This window comes from Hyphomicrobium sp. MC1 (assembly GCF_000253295.1).
Taxonomy (GTDB): Bacteria; Pseudomonadota; Alphaproteobacteria; order Rhizobiales; family Hyphomicrobiaceae; genus Hyphomicrobium_B.
Genome location: NC_015717.1, coordinates 4,180,791 through 4,199,785 on the forward strand (window position 1 = coordinate 4,180,791; position 18,995 = coordinate 4,199,785).

Consider the following 18,995-nt stretch of genomic DNA (forward strand, 5'->3'; position numbering starts at 1 on the left):
CGCGAGCGAGCAAAACAAGCGGTCGCTAGCGGCGCGAACGCGCAACGTCTCGCAGTACGCTGGCTTCGAGTTGTACTTCGTCCAGACGATGCTTCAGCACGTCACCGATGCTGATCAGGCCGACGACCTTGCCATCAACAACGACGGGCAAATGCCGAATGCGCCGTTGCGTCATGACATTGGCAACGGCAGCAACGCGATCGTCGGGCGCGCAGGTTACGACCGAACGGGTCATCAAATTGGCGACGCGCATTTGCGGCAGGTCGATGCCGAACTCGTCGATGCCGCGAGCGAGATCTCGTTCCGAGATGATGCCCTGCAAGCCGCCCTTGTCGTCCAGGACCAGCATCGCACCGACTTGCTCTTTCCTGAAACTGTGGGCGAGCGCGCGCATCGTGGCGTTTGCCTCGATCGTCTTGATCGCCGATCCCTTCGATTTCAGAATGTCCGAGACCTTCATCTCGTCGCTCCAATCCAATCCTGTAAGGCCGCTGCAATTGCTTGCGTGCAACCGATATATAGCCTCGAGAAGGTCCGCCCGATCCTCAGACGTCAGCGGATCGTGAGGGCTGCGATCGCGCCCGGTCAGCAGGCTCGTCAGATTGTCAATGAGAACCGAGTCCTCGCTGAAGGCCGGGCTCTCACGGCAAAACGCGCTTCGCGTCGTGATGACCGGAAAGTCCGAGGCCTTTGCAGCCTGAGCGCCGCGACGACCGCCCTCGATCACGAGACTGTGCTTGGGATCGCAGCCGAGACTGGAGCGGACCTCGGCGTAAAGCCGGGCGCATTCGCCCTTGCCGCTCTTGTCCCCTGAGACAACAACGTCGAACAGCTGTCGGCCACGATCACCGAACAGAGTCTTCAATAGCTGCTCGGTATCGCGAGGCTCGAGAAGAGAGACGAGAACCAAGCGCAGACCGTCGCCGCGCGCAGCAATGATCAGATCGCGGATCCCTGGGCGCGGCTCGACGACCATCGACGACAGCATTTCTCCAAAGACCTTGGAGGCGCGCCGATGCATCGCCTGAATGAGGAGGGTGAAATCCTCGGTCTCAGGCTTTCCGCGGAGGAAAGCGCGCACGTAATGGGCCATGCGGGCCTCTCCGCTGCCGAGTTTTGCGGTCAGCGCGAACCCTTCACGATCGCACGACCAATCAAATCCGGCCTCGGAAAAGACCTGTGCAAATGCCTTCCTGCGGACGTCTTCCGTTTCAGCGAGAGCACCGTCTGCTCGGATGATGATCGCCTGCAGCGTCATCGTTCAACTATGATCCAATCTCGATTCAAATATGCGTTTCTAGGTAGCCCGACTCACGATGCCCGCCAACGCGACGTAAGGTCTGAGATACAGCCTTGAGCTTGGCGCAATTGCGCTGCGGCATGGGCGGTCGGCTGACATTGCAGCGCAACAGCGTTATGTCAGAAGCTCACTGGAAAGCCACGGCAGCGAGCGTCGCAGAGCCGACAGCGTCGATGTTTCAAGCGACGATTTACAGGCCTTTGTCAGATCGCGCGGCAAGGTGCCGAGCTCTAGCCGGCGACTGACCAGCGTTAATGTTCTCTTAAGCTGGGGGCCTGGCAGGGCGGCAGCTCGAATATCGCGATTTTCAAGGGCCGCTTCGGCGATGCAGATCGGCGTCGAAATCGCGAAGCCCTTGCCGCGGGCTACCATATCGCTCACACCGAAGGGCGTATCGAATTCCAGCCCCTGCGGAAAATCAATATTGAGACGGCGGAGATAGCGCTCGATGTCGATGCCGGTCTTGGACCGAGCGCTATAACGGATAAAGGGGAGCTTGCCGGCGAGCGCCGCCAAATCCGTGACCGTCCGCGGGATTTTATGCCGCGCCGGCAGCACCAATATATAGGGCTCGGTCACAAGTTCGTGACGATCGAAGCCCTCGATGTCGCTCATGTCATCGACGCCAATGAAAAGGTCGAGATTGCGTGTCAGCAGCGCACCGGCATGCGTGGCGGTGAGGCCAGACTGCACAGAGACCTGATCCGCGTGGTTGACCAGAAACGAGGCGATCGGGCCGGTCAGCGCCCGCGACAGACTATCCACGAGGCCGGCGCGAATGAGAGCCAGCCGGCCCTTCGCCGTGTGGCGAATAACGGTTGCGAGCTGACGTGCTTCCGACACCAGCGCCGACGCCCGCTGTCGCATGACCTCACCCGCCGGCGTCAGCGCTAAGGGCCGGACGCTGCGGTCGAAGAGCTTCACGCCCATGCGCGCTTCAAGGTCGGCGACCGCCTGAGATACGGCCGGCTGCGTCAGCGAAAGCTTCTTTGCGGCAAGCGCCATCGAGCGGGCATCGCAAACGCCCAGAAATGCTTCAAGAGCGTGGAGATCAAAGGGCAGTCTGTTCGAGCGTGTAGCCATGATCTGACAGAATAAGATTTTCTTATATTAACGTCAATCGGCGACTGATTTATAAGAAAACAAGTTGATACGGCGCATCTTCCTGGCGCCGGGATCGCCGAGACAAACCGCAGATACGGCCATGTTCAGCTCAGATCGATACTCGATTTTTTCCGTCCTTACGGAGGCGCTGCGCGGCCAGACCGGCTGGAAGCCGGCATGGCGCAAGGCCGCCCCGAAGCCCTCCTATGACATCGTCATCGTCGGCGGCGGTGGCCATGGCCTTGCCACTGCATATTATCTCGCGAAGAGGTATGGCAACGCCAACGTCGCCGTCATCGAAAAGGGCTGGATCGGCGGCGGCAATGTCGGCCGCAATACGACGATCGTCCGCTCGAACTATCTGCTGCCAGGCAACATTCCCTTCTACGAGACCAGCATGAAGCTCTGGGAAGGGCTCGAGCAGGATCTCAATTATAACGCCATGGTTTCGCAGCGTGGCGTCCTCAACCTCTACCATTCGGACGCCCAGCGCGATGCTTATGCGCGGCGCGGCAATGCCATGCGCCTGCACGGCGTCGACTCCGAACTTTTGGATCTCGATGCCGTGCGCGCGATGTATCCTTGGCTCAACTACGACAACGCACGCTTTCCGATCAAAGGCGGCCTCATTCAGCGGCGCGGCGGCACGGTGCGTCATGATGCGGTCGCGTGGGGATACGCTCGCGGCGCGGACCGTCTCGGCGTCGACATCATCGAAAATGCGGAAGTCACGGGATTTCGGATCGAGAACGGTAAGATCGGCGGCGTCGAGACGACGCGCGGATTTATCGGCGCGAACAAGGTCGGCTTAGCGGTGGCCGGCAATTCATCGCGCGTAGCTGGTCTTGCGGGAATGATGCTGCCGATCGAAAGCCACGTGCTGCAAGCCTTCGTCTCGGAAGGCATCAAGCCGTTCATTGACGGCGTCGTTACGTTCGGCGCGGGGCATTTCTATATCAGCCAATCGGACAAGGGCGGCTTGGTCTTCGGCGGCGATATCGACGGTTATAATTCTTATGCGCAGCGGGGTAACCTTCCGGTCGTCGAGGATGTTCTTGAAGGCGGGATGGCGCTGATGCCGCGGATCGGACGCGTACGCCTCCTGCGTTCGTGGGGCGGCATCATGGACATGAGCATGGACGGCTCGCCGATCATCGACCGGACGCCCATCGAAGGCCTCTATTTCAATGGCGGCTGGTGCTACGGCGGCTTCAAGGCGACGCCGGCATCGGGATTGTGCTTCGCGCATCTCTTAGCACGCGACGAACCGCATGAGGTGGCGAAAGCCTACCGCCTCGATCGCTTCCGCACCGGCCACATGATCGACGAGAAGGGCATGGGCAATCAGCCCAACCTGCACTGAAGGCGAGCCACCATGCGCATCAAATGTCCCTTTTGCGGCGAACGCGGCAACGATGAATTCTCCTATCTCGGAGACGCGAGCGTCGTCCGTCCAGATCCGACAGCGCCGGATGCTGCCGACGCTTTTTATGCTTTCGCTTATGAGCGCCGGAACGTTGCCGGACCGACGCAAGAGCTCTGGTATCACGCAGCCGGATGCCATGCGTGGCTGGTCGTCACGCGCGACACGCGCACACACGAAATTTCCGATGTAAAGCCGGCTCAGGACGTCGCTCTCGAACGTCAGAATTCTGCGAGCACCACACCATGACGCAATCGCAAACATTCCGTGTGTCGGGGCTAGGCCTCGTCGACCGGACCAAGGCGCTCGACTTCACCTTCGACGGCGTTCCCTACACGGGATATGCTGGCGACACGCTGGCGTCAGCGTTGCTCGCCAATGGCATTCGACTGGTCGGACGGTCGTTTAAATATCATCGCCCGCGCGGCATCCTGACTGCGGGCTCCGAAGAACCCAATGCACTTGTCGAGCTACGCTCCGGTGCGCGTCGCGAGCCGAACACACGCGCGACCGTTGCCGAGCTTTACGATGGTCTCGAAGCGAAAAGCCAGAACCGCTTTCCGTCACTGTCGTTCGACTTGCTTTCGGTCAATGGGCTCCTGTCGCCCGTTTTCTCGGCGGGCTTCTACTATAAGACCTTCATGTGGCCGGCGGCGTTCTGGGAGAAGCTCTATGAGCCAATCATCCGGCGCGCGGCGGGTCTGGGATCCGCCGCAAATGAGCCCGATCCCGACCTCTACGACAAGGCGAACGCGTTCTGCGACGTGCTCGTCATCGGCTCGGGTCCAGCGGGATTGATGGCCGCGCTTTCTGCGGCGCGCGCTGGAGCGAAGGTCATCGTCGTCGACGAAAGCTTTGCCTTGGGCGGCCGCCTTCTCTCTGATGTGCGAAGCATCGATGGCAAAAGCGGTGTCGAATGGGTGAATGCCATCGTCGCCGAGCTTGCGGCTTCGTCCAGAGTTCGCTTGATGCCGAGAACGACGATTTTCGGTGCTTACGATTCCGGTACGTTTGGTGCTGTCGAGCGGGTGGCGGATCATGTCGCCGTTCCAGCAACGGGTGAGCCGAGGCAGCGCCTTTGGCATATCGTCGCCAAGCAGACGATCGTCGCGCAAGGCTCGACCGAGCGGCCGATCGTGTTCGGCAACAACGATCGGCCGGGCGTGATGCTCGCAAGCGCGGTGCGAAGCTACATCAATCGCTTCGGCGTGGCGCCGGGCCAGACGGCCGTCGTATTCTCGAACAACGACGATGCGGCCAACACAATCGACGATCTCATTCGCGCCGGCATCACCGTTGCAGCACTTGTCGACACGCGCCCCATATTACCGCCTGAAATCAAGTCGAAGGCGCGCAAGCATGGTATCCGCGTCTTCGAAGGCGCCGCGGTCGCTGACGCTACCGGCGGACAGCGCGTCACCGGCGCACGGATCGTTGCAGCTTACGGGACGTCCCAGACGATCCCTTGCGATCTGATTGCGGCGTCGGGCGGATTCAATCCCAACGTTCAGGTGACGACACACCTTGGCGGACGCTCGCAATGGCAGGAGAATTTAGCGGCCTTCGTTCCGGGAGCGCTGCCGAAATGGATGACCGTAGCCGGCGCGGCCAATGGTTCTTTCTCGACATCTTCGTGCCTTAACGACGGTGCCCGGGCAGGCGCAGACGCTGCCGCTGCGTGCGGCTTCGCGGCTACTGTCGCTCTCGTTCCCAGCATGGACGATGAACTGACGGAAGTCTCGGCCTTCTGGCATGTCGAAGCGGCCAAGCAAAAGGCATTCGTCGATCAGCAGAATGACGTGACGGCTGCGGATATCCGCCTTGCTGAGCGCGAAGGCTTCCGCTCGGTTGAGCACCTCAAGCGCTACACGACGCTTGGCATGGCGACCGACCAGGGCAAGACGTCGAATGTTAACGGCCTCGCCATGATGGCGGAGCTGACGAACAAATCGATCCCGGCAACGGGAGCGACGTCTGCCCGTCCACCGTATTCGCCCGTCTCACTCGGTGTCTTTGCCGGCGAGCATCGTGGCAAGCATTTCAAGCCGACGCGGCTCACGCCGTCGCACGACTGGGCGAAAGAGCGTGGTGCGGCTTTCGTCGAAACCGGCATGTGGCTTCGCGCGCAATATTTTCCCAAACCCGGCGAACGCGATTGGCTTGAAACGGTCAATCGCGAAGTGAAAACGGTCCGGGGCGGCGTCGGCGTGTGCGATGTGTCGACGCTCGGTAAAATCGAGGTTCACGGCACCGACGCCGGAAAATTTCTGGACCGCGTCTATATCAACATGATGAGCACGCTGGCCGTCGGCAAAGCGCGCTATGGCATGATGCTGCGCGAAGACGGCGTGGCAATGGATGATGGCACGGCTGCACGCTTTGCCGATGATCTCTATTTCATCACGACAACGACGGCCAACGCCATCAAGGTTCTGCAGCATCTCGAACTTTGCCGGCAGTGGCACTGGCCGGACCTTGACGTGCAGCTGTTCCCAGTCAGCGATCAATGGGCGCAATATTCTGTGGCGGGACCACGGGCCCGTGACCTGCTCGCCAAGATCGTCGATGCACCGTTCGACATTTCGAACGCCGCCTTCCCGTATATGGCGTGCGCCGAAATCACCGCGCTCGGGGGCATCAAGGCGCGCATCTATCGTCTCTCGTTCTCAGGCGAGCTTGCCTACGAAATCGCAGTTCCGGCGCGGTATGGCGATCTTCTCATGCGCAAGCTCATGTCGGAAGGCGAGGAATTCGGCGCCATTCCATACGGCACGGAAGCGCTTGGCGTCATGCGCATCGAAAAGGGCCACGTCGGCGGCTCGGAACTCAACGGCACAACGACGGCTGCGGATCTCGGCCTCGGCAAGATGGCATCGACCAAGAAAGATTTTATCGGCCGCGTCTTGGCACAGCGGCCGGGATTGATCGATCCGGATCGCCCGCGCCTGATCGGGTTCAAGCCTGTAGACACTGCCGTGCGATTGCGGGGTGGCGCGCATTTCATCGGCAAAGACGATCAGCCGACTGCGCAAAACGACCAGGGTTATATGACCTCTGTCGCATATTCGCCGATGCTCGGGCATTGGGTGGGGTTGGGGCTTCTTGCGCGCGCCGAAGCTCGCATGGGCGAAATTCTCAAGGCTGTCGATCCGGTGCGGGGTGAAAGCACCCTCGTCCAGGTGGTTCCGGCCGCATTCTACGATGTAGAAGGAGCACGTTTGCGTGTCTGATCTTGCGAACGGCCTTATGGCGAAACAGCATTCTTCGATCGTTGAACGTTCGGACCTTGCCGTCACGCACATTGCCGCCAGACGCGGCATGCTGGCGGGGCTGAACGATGCTGCCCGCGCCGCTTTTGGCATCGAGTTTCCGTCAACGCCCCGAGCGCTCGAAGCGCGTGGTATGACGATTGTCTGGGCCGGTCCCGAGCAATGGCTGCTGATTGAGCAATTGTCGGGAAGTGGCGATCCGACGGCCCAACATGCGAAAACATTCAATGGGTTTGCGTCGGTCGTTGATGTCAGCGATAGCCGAACGATCTTCGGGATGGACAGTGCCCGTCCATCCGACGCGCTCGTTCAGAGCATGGGCATCGACTTCGAAGATACTTCGTTTAAACCAGGAGACGTTGCGATCACCCACGTCTCGCACCTCGGCGTGACCGTGTGGCGATTGCCGGACGGCAGGGGATATGAATTCGCCTGCGCGCGGACCTACGCAAAGGATTTCCGCAACTGGCTTGGCCGGATTTGATCTGACATAGATTTTCCAGAACTCTGTGGCCTGCGTCCTTCAGGCATTGGACATTTTTTTTTCCCGTGGTGGAATAATCTTTCGCGACGTGCGAACCTGTTTCGATATTAAGTCATTTTCAGCCGCCGTCGCCGGCGGAAAGCCTTCATGTCAGAAAAGCCACGCAAAAACTCTGTCGAACTCGCCGAAGCCGAGCCTTTGGCAACGGGTTCGAATGCACCAGGCGCTGCCGAACATACGCTTGAGCAGGCCATCGGGCATCAGGTTCGCCACCATCGGAAGCACGCAGGGCTGACCGTTGCCGAGCTCGCCGCAGCATCGCAAATCTCGCCGGGAATGCTTTCCAAAATCGAGAACGGCCAGATCTCGCCGTCACTCAGCACGTTGCAGATGCTTGCCTCAGCGCTGAACGTGCCGCTGACGGTCCTGTTTGCCTCGTTCGAACAGCGCCGCGACTGTTCCTACGTCAAATCAGGTGAAGGCGTCGTCATTCGACGTCGCGGCACAAAGGTGGGCCATCAGTACCAGCTTCTTGGCCATTCGCTTGACGGCCCGGTCGTCATCGAACCCTATCTGATCACGCTTTCGGACGATGCGGCCGCCTATACCGGCTTCCAGCATGAGGGTGTCGAGTTCATTTTCATGCTCTCCGGCGAAGTCGAATACGCGCATGCCGATCGCAGCTATCACCTGGCTCCCGGAGATGCCATTCTGTTCGACAGCGCGGCACCCCATGGTCCGGCGCGCCTAATTGCGACGCCAATGACCTACCTGTCGATCATCATCTATCCACGACCCTAAAACGGGCGGCTCCCTCGTGCTCCACACCACAACATTCCTTTAAAGAAATCTTCTTTCTCCTGAGTTGACAGATTAACGGCGTACGCTTATTGTCTGAGCCTATTCCTTCGCGGCCCAGTCAGGAGGCAGCCATGTGCGGCATCGTCGGATTATTTTTAAAAAAACCAGAAATGGAGCCGCAGCTCGGAGAGCTTCTCTCGAAGATGCTCTCGACGATGTGCGAGCGCGGTCCGGATTCGGCAGGTTTTGCAGTTTACGGGGCGGCTGAAGACGGTCGCACGAAGATCACCTTGCAATCGGCAAATGCCAAGAGCGACTTCGCAAAGCTCCAGGCCGCTTTGGCGAAAGACAAGAAGGCAGACGCCAAACTCACGGTGAAGGACACCCACGCTGTCCTGAGCATTCCGTCGGACAAGCTCGACGACATCAAAGCCCTGCTCGCCGCCGAGTTCCCGTCGATCCGGACCATGGCGACTGGTGAAAACATCGAGATCTACAAGGAAGTCGGCTATCCGACCGAGGTCGCGAAGCGTTTCGATCTCGCGCATATGTCCGGCACGCACGCCATCGGCCACACGCGTATGGCGACGGAGTCGGCGGTGACGACGCTTGGCGCGCATCCGTTCTCGACGGGTGCCGACGAATGCCTCGTGCACAACGGTTCGCTGTCGAACCATGCGAGCCTGCGTCGCGAACTCGTCCGCGACGGCATGACGTTCAACACTGAAAACGACACCGAAGTTGCTGCGTCGTATCTTACGTGGCGCATGAAGCAGGGCATGAACCTCGGCGAGGCTTTGGAAAAGAGCCTCGATGATCTCGACGGGTTCTTCAATTTCGTTGTCGGCACCAAGGAAGGCTTCGGCGTCGTTCGCGATCCGATCGCCTGCAAGCCGGCAGTCATGGCTGAAACCGACGACTATGTCGCGTTCGGCTCGGAATATCGCGCGCTCGCTGGTCTGCCTGGAATCGATAAGGCGAAGGTCTGGGAGCCTGAACCCGCAACCGTTTATTTCTGGCAACGCTGATGCAGCAGTTAATTGGGGAACTCATGCGTACGTTCGATCTCGCCAAGAGTCCGTTGCGCGAACTTAACGAAGAGCTGCACCGGCAAAAGGACGGCTCCAACGAAGCCCAGTGGGAAGTGCTCAATCCACGCGGCGGTCACGCGATCGCCGTCGGCCTCGACGCGCCGATCAAAGTCGATGTGCTTGGTAGCGTCGGTTATTACTGCGCCGGCATGAACAAGAAAGCGACCGTCACGGTGCACGGCTCTGCCGGGCCTGGCGTCGCTGAAAATATGATGTCGGGCAAGGTCGTCATTAAAGGCGATGCCAGCCAGTACGCCGGCGCGACGGGCCATGGCGGCCTGCTCGTCATCGAAGGCAATGCATCGTCACGGTGCGGCATTTCGATGAAAGGCATCGATATCGTCGTCAAAGGCAATATCGGCCATATGTCGGCATTCATGGCGCAGTCTGGGCATCTGGTCGTGCTCGGCGACGCGGGCGACGCGCTCGGCGATTCGATCTACGAGGCGAAGCTGTTCGTGCGCGGCAAAGTGAAGAGCCTCGGCGCAGACTGCATCGAAAAGGAAATGCGGCCCGAGCATCACGAAGCGCTCTCGAAGCTTCTCGAAGGGGCCGGGATCACGGACGCGAAGACCAGCGAGTTTCGGCGGTACGGTTCCGCACGCAAGCTCTATAACTTCAACATCGACAACGCGGATGCTTACTGATGTCGCCGAAGATCCCGCTTACAACGCCGCGCCCATCGGCGACCTTTGACGATTACACGCTGTCGGAAATCCGACGCGCTTCAGCTACGGGTATTTACGATATCCGTGGTGGTGGTGCGAAACGCCGTGTCCCGCACTTCGACGATCTCCTGTTTCTCGGAGCTTCGATGTCGCGATATCCGCTTGAGGGCTATCGTGAAAAGTGCACCACGACGGTAACGCTCGGCACGCGGTTCGCCAAAAAGCCGATCGAGCTTAAGATCCCGATCACGATTGCAGGCATGAGTTTCGGCGCGCTGTCGGCGAATGCGAAAGAAGCGCTCGGACGCGGTGCTTCGATTGCCGGCACTTCGACGACGACCGGCGACGGCGGCATGACGCCGGAAGAACGCGGCCAGTCAAAAACGCTCGTTTATCAGTATTTGCCGTCACGTTACGGCATGAATCCGGATGATCTGCGCAAAGCAGACGCGATCGAGATCGTTGTCGGCCAGGGCGCGAAGCCCGGCGGCGGCGGCATGCTGCTCGGTCAGAAAATCTCGGATCGCGTCGCAGAAATGCGCAATCTACCGAAGGGCATCGACCAGCGCTCGGCCTGCCGTCATCCCGACTGGACAGGTCCCGACGATCTCGAAATCAAGATCCTTGAGCTGCGCGAGATCACGAACTGGGAAAAGCCAATTTACGTGAAGGTCGGCGGCACACGTCCCTACTATGACGTGGCCCTCGCGGTCAAAGCAGGCGCCGACGTTATCGTTCTTGACGGCATGCAGGGCGGCACGGCGGCCACGCAGGAAGTGTTCATCGAACATGTCGGCCTCCCGACGCTGGCTTGCATACGTCCGGCGGTGCAGTCGCTGCAGGATCTCGGCATGCATCGCAAAGTGCAGCTCATCGTTTCCGGCGGCATTCGCAACGGCGCCGACGTCGCCAAAGCTCTTGCGTTGGGTGCCGACGCAGTTTCGATCGGTATCGCGGCGTTGGCCGCTCTCGGCGACAACGATCCGGCGCTCGAAGCGGAATACGAAAAACTCGGCACGCGCGCCGGCTGCTATGACGACTGGCATGAAGGCCGTGACCCTGCCGGCATCACGACGCAGGATCCGGAACTGTCGAAGCGTCTCGATCCGGTTCGTGCCGGCCGTCGCCTCGCGAACTATCTGAAGGTCATGACGCTCGAAGTGCAAACCATCGCACGCGCCGCCGGCCACAACAACATTCACAATCTCGAGCCAGAAGATCTCTGCGCCTTGACGATCGAAGCTGCGGCGATGGCACGTGTGCCCCTTGCCGGAACATCGTGGATCCCCGGGGTGACCGGAGCGGGCGGCTTTTAAGCCGCCCCTTTTTTCGCCGGTCGGGAAGCACTCATAAAAATGAAACGCAAGCGTTGAGGACAGACAGTATGGCTCAGGATCTTGCCCAGCTCGCCAAAGAGCGTGGCATCCGCTACTTCATGATTTCGTACACGGACCTTTTTGGAGCCCAGCGCGCTAAGCTGGTTCCGGCTGCGGCGATCGCCGATATGCAAAAGGACGGCGCGGGCTTCGCGGGCTTTGCGACCTGGCTGGATATGACGCCGGCTCATCCCGATCTGTTCGGCATGCCGGATGCATCGTCGGTCATCCAGCTGCCTTGGCGCAAAGACGTAGCCTGGGTTGCGGCAGACTGCGTGATGGAAGACAAGCACGTTCCTCAAGCGCCGCGCGTCGTACTGAAGAAGCTGATGGCAGAGGCGGCTGAGCTTGGGCTTTACGTCAAGACCGGCGTCGAATGCGAATTCTTCCTGATCTCGCCTGAAGGCACTGAGATTTCCGACGACAAGGATAATGCTTCGAAGCCCTGCTACGATCAGCAGGCCCTGATGCGCCGCTACGATATCATCGCAGAGATCTGCGATAGCATGCTCGAACTCGGCTGGGGTCCCTATCAGAACGACCACGAAGACGCCAACGGCCAATTCGAAATGAACTGGAACTTCGACGATGCGCTGGTGACGGCCGATCGCCACTCGTTCTTCAAGTTCATGACGCGCTCGATCGCTGAAAAGCACGGCCTGCGCGCAACCTTCATGCCGAAGCCTTTTGCCGGCCTAACCGGCAATGGCTGCCACGCTCACATCTCGGTGTGGGACAAGGATGGCAAGACGAACATGTTCTACGACGCGTCCGACGAAATGGGGCTCTCGCAGCAGGGCTACCACTTCCTCGGCGGTATCATGAAACACGCCGAAGCGCTCGCAGCGATCACGAACCCGACCGTCAACTCGTATAAGCGTATCAACGCGCCGCGGACGCTTTCGGGCGCAACGTGGTCGCCGAACTCGGTGACCTGGACGGGCAACAACCGCACGCACATGGTTCGCGTTCCGGGTAAGGGTCGTTTCGAGTTGCGTCTGCCTGACGGCGCGGCAAACCCCTATCTGCTTCAGGCCGTCATCATCGCTGCCGGTCTCGATGGCATCCGCAGCAAGGCCGATCCGGGCAAACGCCTCGACATCGACATGTACCAGCTTGGCCATACGGTAACGGATGCACCGCGTCTGCCGTTGAACCTGCTCGATGCCATCCGCGCTTTCGACAAGGACACGTCCCTCAAGAGCGCTCTCGGCGACGAGTTTGCTGCGGCCTACATCAAGCTTAAGACCGACAATTGGAATTCCTATGCCTCCCACTTCACGGATTGGGAACGCGCACATACGCTGGACTGCTAAAACAGCGTTTCTTAAGTCTTGCCGCACACGCGAAGCCCCGGCTATTTCCGCCGGGGCTTTTTTTCGGCGTAAGCCATGCTTCACGAAAGTGGCGTTACCCATGGCGGCGTTGCCCAGACGGACATTGTCCGACCCGCGCGGCTGTGGCAAATTCCAGCCCATATTCATTGGTTAAGCGGCTCGCGTCGCGATGCGACCGAGGAAGCCGAGTCAAATGTCGACAAAAACCACTCGTGCCGCATGTGGCGTTCGCGTGGTGGCGAGCACACTTTCCACCGAGGAAGCCGTTTCAGCCGCACGCGCCGAACTTGCAGATGGTGTCTTTCAACACATCATCGTTTTCTTTTCGATCAAGCATGACCCAGAGGTTCTCCTCAAGGCGCTGCAGCAGAATTTTCCGGACGTCACCGTTTCGGGTTGCAGCACCGCCGGTGAAGTCGGCCCGCTCGGCATGACGCAAGGCGGGATCGTCTTCATCGCGTTCCCTGAGAAGGGCTTCCGAGTGATGAGTGAAGTTATCCCGGACATCGACAAAGGCGGCGTGGAACGCGCTTCTGAAATTGCGCGGCGCTTACGGGTGCAAATGATCACCGGCGTTTCGCGCGCGGCGAAAGAAAACATCTTTGCGCTCGTACTCGTCGACGGATTGTCCGATCGAGAAGAACCGCTGACGGCGGCGCTGCATTGGTCGCTCGAGGACATGGAACTCTTGGGCGGCTCTGCCGGCGACGGATTGGCGTTTCAGCGTACCGCCCTCATTCATCGCGGCAAGCTCATCCGGCGCGGCGCCATTCTATTCGTGATCGAAACATCCACACCATTTCGCGTTTTCAAGACGCAGAACTTCGAACCGACTCCGATCAAGCTTGTCGTTACGGCCGCGGACAGTGAACACCGCATTGTCTACGATCTCAATGCCGAACCTGCGGCCAGTGAGTATGCATCTGCCATTGGCGTATCACTTGACGATCTCGGTCCGTTGAGTTTCGCGACTTATCCGCTCGTCGTAAAAGTGGGGGGAGAGTATTACGGCCGCGCAATTCGCAACATGAACCCGGATGGGAGCTTATCGTTCCTTTGTGCAATCGACGAAGGTCTGGTTTTCACCGTCGGACGGCCGCGTGATATGGTTCAATCCACGTTGGAAACGCTCAAACAAGTTGATGCCGCGTTAGGCGGCATCGATTTCGTTCTCGGGTTCGACTGCTTCTTGAGACGGATCGATGCCGAAACCGGGCAACTCCGCCACAAAGTCGAGGAAATTTATGACCGATATGGACTTGCTGGCTTCCAGACTTATGGCGAGCAGTTCAATGCCATGCACCTCAATCAGACTTTGACGGGCATAGCGTTCTCAAAGCCGCACGGTAGAATTGAACCGCCATGAACGACGAAGAGGATCCGGCAGAGAAGTTGCCGACGCGGCAATCCGACCTTCGTCGCGCCGTAGACAAGCTTCGTAAGATTAATGCGGCGCTGATGAAGCGTGTTGAGCATTCGATGGATCAGCAGGCGAGTTCATTTTCGCTGTTTCAGACGGCGATCAATCAGGAAGCGCAGATCAGACGCCGGACGGAAGAACTCAACCTTGCACTGACGAAGCTGGCGCATACCAACATCGAGCTGAGCCAAGCGCGAGACGAGGCCGAGCGCGCCAATACCTTCAAGACCCGCTTTTTCACAGCCGTCGGGCACGACTTGCTTCAACCGCTGCACGCGGCACGCTTGACGCTCTCTGAGCTGACCGATGCGCAGCACGAGGCCGACAACAAGCGCCTCGCTCACAACATCTCGCACGCGCTCGTCAGCATCGAGGAGCTTTTGACCAGCATCCTCGATATCTCGAAACTCGAGGCTGGCGTCTTCGTTCCGAATATTCAGACCGTCGTTCTGGAAGCGATCTTCGAACAGGTCGCCAACAGCCTTGAGCCCGTGACGCGGCGCAAGGGTCTGCGTTTCCGCTGGCGGCCGACGGATCTGGCCGTCCGCTCCGATCCTCTCATGCTTCGCCGGATCGTGCAGAACCTTCTCGCGAACGCCGCACACTACACCGAACATGGCAGTGTTCTTCTGGCGGCCCGTCCGCGCGGCAAGGAGGTCGTGATCGAAGTGTGGGATACGGGTCCCGGCATACCACAGCAGGAGCAGTATCGTATCTTCGAAGAATTCCAGCGCGGCACCGCATCGGAGCGTTCGGGCGGCACGGGCTTCGGGCTGGGGCTCGCGATCGTACGGCGCATGGTCGATGCCCTTGGGCACCGCCTGGAATTACAATCGCGCGTCGGTCATGGCTCTCGATTCTCGGTCTACGCGCCATCCGCATCGACCCCGAAGAGACCGCTGCCGCTCACCGATGCCGTCAAGGACGAAACCGATTCCTTGGTCTCGCGGCAGGTCATCATCGTCGACGACGATCTCGACGTGCTGACGGCCATGCAGTCGCTGCTGACGCGTTGGGGGGCCGATGTGCGCCCGGCGAGAGATCTTGAGGATGTCAGCGAAATTCTTTCCGACCCGGAATTTTCGCCGGCCATCGTGCTGGCGGACTATCACCTGAAGGAAGGCCATTTCGGCATCGATATCGTGCGCAGCATTCGCAACCGTCTCGAGGTGGACATTCCCGCCATTTTGATCACAGCGGATCGCACGCAGGACGCAGCGGAGGCGGCGTTACGCTCGCACTGCGAATTGCTTCTAAAGCCTGTTCGTCCGGGCGAATTGCGGGCGTTGATGAAGCACCTGCTCGGCTAGACGATTGGCCGGGATGCGTTAGGCTATCCGCCGTTCGCATCGCCAAGAATGATGCTGAAATCGATTTTCTGGGCTTCGATCACGGCCTGCGTGCGCGAGGATACATTGAGCTTGCGCAAGATTTCCGAGACGTGAGCCTTTACTGTCGTTTCTTCGATTTGAAGCTCGTGGGCGATCTGCTTGTTCAGCAAACCCTGGCGCAGCATCTTGAGAACGCTCAGCTGCTTCGGGGTGAGCGTTCGCAACCGCCGCACGACATCGTCGCGCGTTTCGGACGTCGGTATCTCCGGCGGCCGATAGCCTTTTGGCAGCGTCAGCGAGCCCTCAAGGACGTCTTTGATGGCTGCTGCGATCTCCCCACGGTCTGCCGACTTCGAAATGAAGCCTGCCGCGCCGTAGCGCATCACGTCTTGAACGATGCGAGGATCTTCAAGGGCAGAAACGACAACGATCGGAAGACGGGGATACAGCGTCCTGAGTTCAAGCAGGCCATCGAAGCCACGAATGCCGGGTAGGGCGAGATCAAGCAGCACGACGTCGAACGGGATGCCGCTGTCGAGCTGAATTTTCGCCGCCTCAATCGAGATTGCAGAATTGGTGGTGGTATCGGGAAATGCGCTCGTGATCGCTCTTTGCAGGGCTTCGACAAAGAGGGGGTGATCATCAACGATCAATATGTGCGCCGGCACAGACAAGTTTTACCTCCAGAATGCCATCGAAGCCTTCTTGCGAAGGTTCAATGTTGGGGTCCGAGAGCCGCTATCCTGCGGCAAACGAACGCAGAATTGTCTTTAACTCCTGAAGGTATTGAGCAACAAACAGGACTTTGGTCGTACACGTCTTCGACATGACACGAGCAATAGTTAGGACGCAGATTAACTACGCTCTAATCACGGCGCCAGCACCTGTCGTTTTCAACGAAGGTAAACTTGTAGTGTCATCCCTTACGCGGCTTGGCGCGCGCCGTCGGCAGAGCCGTTGCGGGGTCCTCGGGCCAGACGTGCTTGGGATATTGCCCGCGCATATCCGCCCTGACCGCACGCCATGAGCCCGCCCAGAAGCCCGGAAGGTCGCGTGTAATCTGAATCGGACGGTGTGCCGGCGACAGCAAATGAAGCGTAAGCGGCAAACGGCCACGCGCGATCGCAGGATGCTCCTTGAGGCCGAAAAGCTCCTGCACGCGAATGTGCAGCGCCGGGGCATCATCCGATTCGTAGTCGAGCGGATGGCGGTTGCCGGTGGGCGCGGTGAAATGCGTCGGCGCTTCATCATCGAGGCGGACGCGCATTTGCCGCGGCAGCAGCGCATTGAGCGCGGTCTCCAGCGTCTCGGCGTCAACGTCCGTCGTTCGCGTTTTGCCGAGCAGGAACGGCGACAGCCAATCGTCGATGGTCGACGCGAGAGCGGCATCAGACAAGTCCGGCCAGGTTTCATCGTTGCGGCGGAGAAACGAGACGCGATTGCGGAGCTGAAGCTGCGCTTTCGTCCACGGAAGTGCTGCGACACCGATATCGGCAAGGCCGCGAGCAAGCACGGCCATAACGTCATCGCCGTCTTTGACCGGACGCGTTTCGCTTTTCAGAACGATAGCGCCAAGGCGGCGGGCGCGCCGGGCTCGAACCGCGCGGGCATCCTTATCAAAATAGATCTCGTCGCGAGATTCGATCGCATCGGAAGCGATCGCTTCGATCTCGGCCTCGTCGGTCGCGAGCGCCAGCATGATGCGTGTCGCGGCTGCACGGCCCTGCAGCTCGGCGACGACAACATATTGCGCTGACGCCAAGTGCTGGTGCTCGTCGATCTGACCGGCTCGGCCGTTTGCAAGCAGAAAGCTACCGCGTTTGCCGCGGCTCTTGGCGATACGTTCAGGATAAGCAAGCGCCAGTAGAGCGGCCGGCGACTGCGCGCGACTTTCACGTAGGTCCGTCGAAGCCGTGCGCGCCCACTGACGCGCGAGTGCACGCATGTTTTCTGCTCGCTGCGAACGGTCGCGGCGGAAATTTTCGAGGCGCTGTGCAAGGTCGATGTCGTTGCCGCCGATGCCGCGCTCGACAAGGATTGCGGCGATCTCGGCAGCGAGGCTCGCGTTGCCAAGCTCACCGGCTTTCATGATCATACGCGCCAAGCGCGGCGGTAACGGAAGCATGCGCAGCCGCCGGCCTTCGCTGCTGATGCGTCCATCGGGATCAAGCGCCCCGATGGCTTCCAGACCGGCGCGGGCCGCAGCGAGCGGGCCCTCGGCCGGAGGATCAAGCCAAGAGAGCGTACGCGGGTCGTTCGCACCCCATTCGGCGCAATCGAGCAGTAAACTCGAAAGATCGGCGGCGCGAATTTCCGGATCGGCAAAGGGCACAAGACCTTGCGTCTCAGGTTCGTCCCACAGCCGATAGCACACGCCCGGTTCCGTTCGTCCAGCCCGCCCGCGACGCTGATCGGCTGAGGCGCGTGAGACGCGAACGGTCTCAAGCCGCGTTATGCCGACGTCCGGCTCATAGCGGGGAACGCGGGCGACACCGCTGTCGATGACGACGCGGACACCGTCGATCGTTATCGACGTTTCGGCGATCGACGTCGCCAACACGATCTTGCGACGACCAGGCTTCGCCGGAGAAATAGCGCGGTCCTGCGTCGCCGGGTCCAAGCCGCCATAGAGCGGAACGACATCAACGTTCGACGGCAACGCCTGATCCGCCAAACGCTCCGCGACGCGTGCGATTTCGCCTTGTCCAGGAAGAAATACCAATATCGACCCCTGCTCGCTCGAAACCGCGCGGCGCACTGCTCCAACGACGTCGTCCTCTAGTCGTGCGGGGCTTCGACCGAGGTATCGCGTCTCGACAGGGAACGCACGCCCTTCGCTTTCGATGATGGGCGCTTCGCCCAGCAGCTTAGCGACAGATCGCGTTTCAAGCGTCGCCGACATCACGACGATCTTGAGATCGGGCCTGAGCGCCGCACGCGCGTCTAGTGCCAGCGCCAGCCCGAGGTCGGCGTCGAGTGAGCGCTCGTGAAACTCATCGAACAAGACGGCGGCTACGCCCTTCAGCTCTGGATCATCGAGGATCATGCGCGTAAAGACGCCTTCCGTGATCACTTCAACAGCGACACGCGGGCCTGTCCTGGAATTGAGGCGGGCACGCAGCCCGACATCTTCACCGAGACGGCTGCCGACTGTCGCCGCCATGCGCTCGGCGGCAGCCCGCGCGGCGATCCGCCGAGGTTCGAGCACCAGGACCTTTCCGCCCGCGCGCCATGGCTCATCAAGCAACGCGAGCGGGACGCGCGTGGTCTTACCTGCGCCGGGTGCGGCAACGAGCACGGCTGCGCCATGCGTGCGAAGCGCCGCGCGCACGTCACCGAGCGCGGCATCAATCGGCAGGGTTTCGGCGAAAGAGCGATCAGTCATAGGCGG

General features: G+C 60.1%; 15 protein-coding genes. 11 read left to right on the forward strand and 4 right to left on the reverse strand.

Annotation, left to right across the window (positions count from 1 at the left end; all coding sequences use genetic code 11):
* Positions 1–25 precede the first annotated feature (25 nt).
* Positions 26–1,258 (reverse strand): CBS domain-containing protein, encoded by a 1,233-nt coding sequence (locus tag HYPMC_RS23480; protein ID WP_013949955.1) that lies wholly within the window; start codon positions 1,256–1,258, stop codon positions 26–28.
* A gap of 156 nt (positions 1,259–1,414) precedes the next feature.
* Positions 1,415–2,383: a LysR family transcriptional regulator gene (locus tag HYPMC_RS20140; RefSeq protein ID WP_013949956.1), complete on the reverse strand. Its 969-nt coding sequence runs from the start codon at positions 2,381–2,383 to the stop codon at positions 1,415–1,417.
* 121 nt (positions 2,384–2,504) lie between these two features.
* Between HYPMC_RS20140 and HYPMC_RS20145 the strand changes: the two genes are divergently transcribed.
* The 11 genes from HYPMC_RS20145 to HYPMC_RS20195 all read left to right on the forward strand — a co-directional run bounded on the left by HYPMC_RS20145 (position 2,505) and on the right by HYPMC_RS20195 (position 15,583).
* Entirely contained in the window at positions 2,505–3,767 is a 1,263-nt protein-coding gene (locus tag HYPMC_RS20145) for a sarcosine oxidase subunit beta family protein (protein ID WP_013949957.1), read from the forward strand.
* Between the two features lie 12 nt (positions 3,768–3,779).
* Complete coding sequence (locus HYPMC_RS20150; protein WP_013949958.1) at positions 3,780–4,076, forward strand: sarcosine oxidase subunit delta; 297 nt, start codon at positions 3,780–3,782, stop codon at positions 4,074–4,076.
* Positions 4,073–7,057 (forward strand): sarcosine oxidase subunit alpha family protein, encoded by a 2,985-nt coding sequence (locus HYPMC_RS20155; protein WP_013949959.1) that lies wholly within the window; start codon positions 4,073–4,075, stop codon positions 7,055–7,057. Before HYPMC_RS20150 ends, HYPMC_RS20155 begins: the two co-directional genes overlap by 4 nt.
* Positions 7,050–7,580, forward strand: a complete 531-nt coding sequence (locus tag HYPMC_RS20160; RefSeq protein WP_024274908.1) for a sarcosine oxidase subunit gamma — start codon at positions 7,050–7,052, stop codon at positions 7,578–7,580. The genes HYPMC_RS20155 and HYPMC_RS20160 overlap by 8 nt, the downstream gene beginning before the upstream one ends.
* A gap of 147 nt (positions 7,581–7,727) precedes the next feature.
* Positions 7,728–8,381, forward strand: a complete 654-nt coding sequence (locus HYPMC_RS20165; protein WP_013949961.1) for an XRE family transcriptional regulator — start codon at positions 7,728–7,730, stop codon at positions 8,379–8,381.
* A 131-nt stretch (positions 8,382–8,512) separates the two neighbouring features.
* Positions 8,513–9,409 carry a glutamine amidotransferase family protein gene (locus HYPMC_RS20170; RefSeq protein WP_013949962.1) on the forward strand — a complete coding sequence of 299 codons (897 nt, stop codon included), beginning with the start codon at positions 8,513–8,515 and terminating at the stop codon, positions 9,407–9,409.
* Between the two features lie 23 nt (positions 9,410–9,432).
* Positions 9,433–10,119: a GXGXG domain-containing protein gene (locus HYPMC_RS20175; RefSeq protein WP_013949963.1), complete on the forward strand. Its 687-nt coding sequence runs from the start codon at positions 9,433–9,435 to the stop codon at positions 10,117–10,119.
* The gene (locus tag HYPMC_RS20180; protein ID WP_013949964.1) at positions 10,119–11,456 is read left to right on the forward strand and encodes an FMN-binding glutamate synthase family protein; all 1,338 of its coding nucleotides are present in this window, start codon (positions 10,119–10,121) and stop codon (positions 11,454–11,456) included. Before HYPMC_RS20175 ends, HYPMC_RS20180 begins: the two co-directional genes overlap by 1 nt.
* Before the next feature lie 68 nt (positions 11,457–11,524).
* A complete protein-coding gene (glnT, locus tag HYPMC_RS20185) occupies positions 11,525–12,832 on the forward strand; it encodes a type III glutamate--ammonia ligase (RefSeq protein ID WP_013949965.1) in 1,308 nt (435 codons plus the stop codon).
* 214 nt (positions 12,833–13,046) lie between these two features.
* Positions 13,047–14,219, forward strand: coding sequence for an FIST N-terminal domain-containing protein (locus HYPMC_RS20190; protein WP_013949966.1), 1,173 nt, complete (start codon positions 13,047–13,049; stop codon positions 14,217–14,219).
* On the forward strand, positions 14,216–15,583 hold the full coding sequence (locus HYPMC_RS20195) for a hybrid sensor histidine kinase/response regulator (protein ID WP_013949967.1): 1,368 nt from the start codon (positions 14,216–14,218) through the stop codon (positions 15,581–15,583). The genes HYPMC_RS20190 and HYPMC_RS20195 overlap by 4 nt, the downstream gene beginning before the upstream one ends.
* A 23-nt stretch (positions 15,584–15,606) precedes the next feature.
* Here the strand turns inward: HYPMC_RS20195 and HYPMC_RS20200 are convergent, their stop codons facing one another.
* Both HYPMC_RS20200 and hrpB read right to left on the reverse strand, forming a co-directional pair.
* Entirely contained in the window at positions 15,607–16,278 is a 672-nt protein-coding gene (locus tag HYPMC_RS20200; protein ID WP_013949968.1) for a response regulator transcription factor, read from the reverse strand.
* Between the two features lie 242 nt (positions 16,279–16,520).
* The gene (gene hrpB, locus HYPMC_RS20205) at positions 16,521–18,989 is read right to left on the reverse strand and encodes an ATP-dependent helicase HrpB (protein WP_013949969.1); all 2,469 of its coding nucleotides are present in this window, start codon (positions 18,987–18,989) and stop codon (positions 16,521–16,523) included.
* Positions 18,990–18,995: the final 6 nt, after the last annotated feature.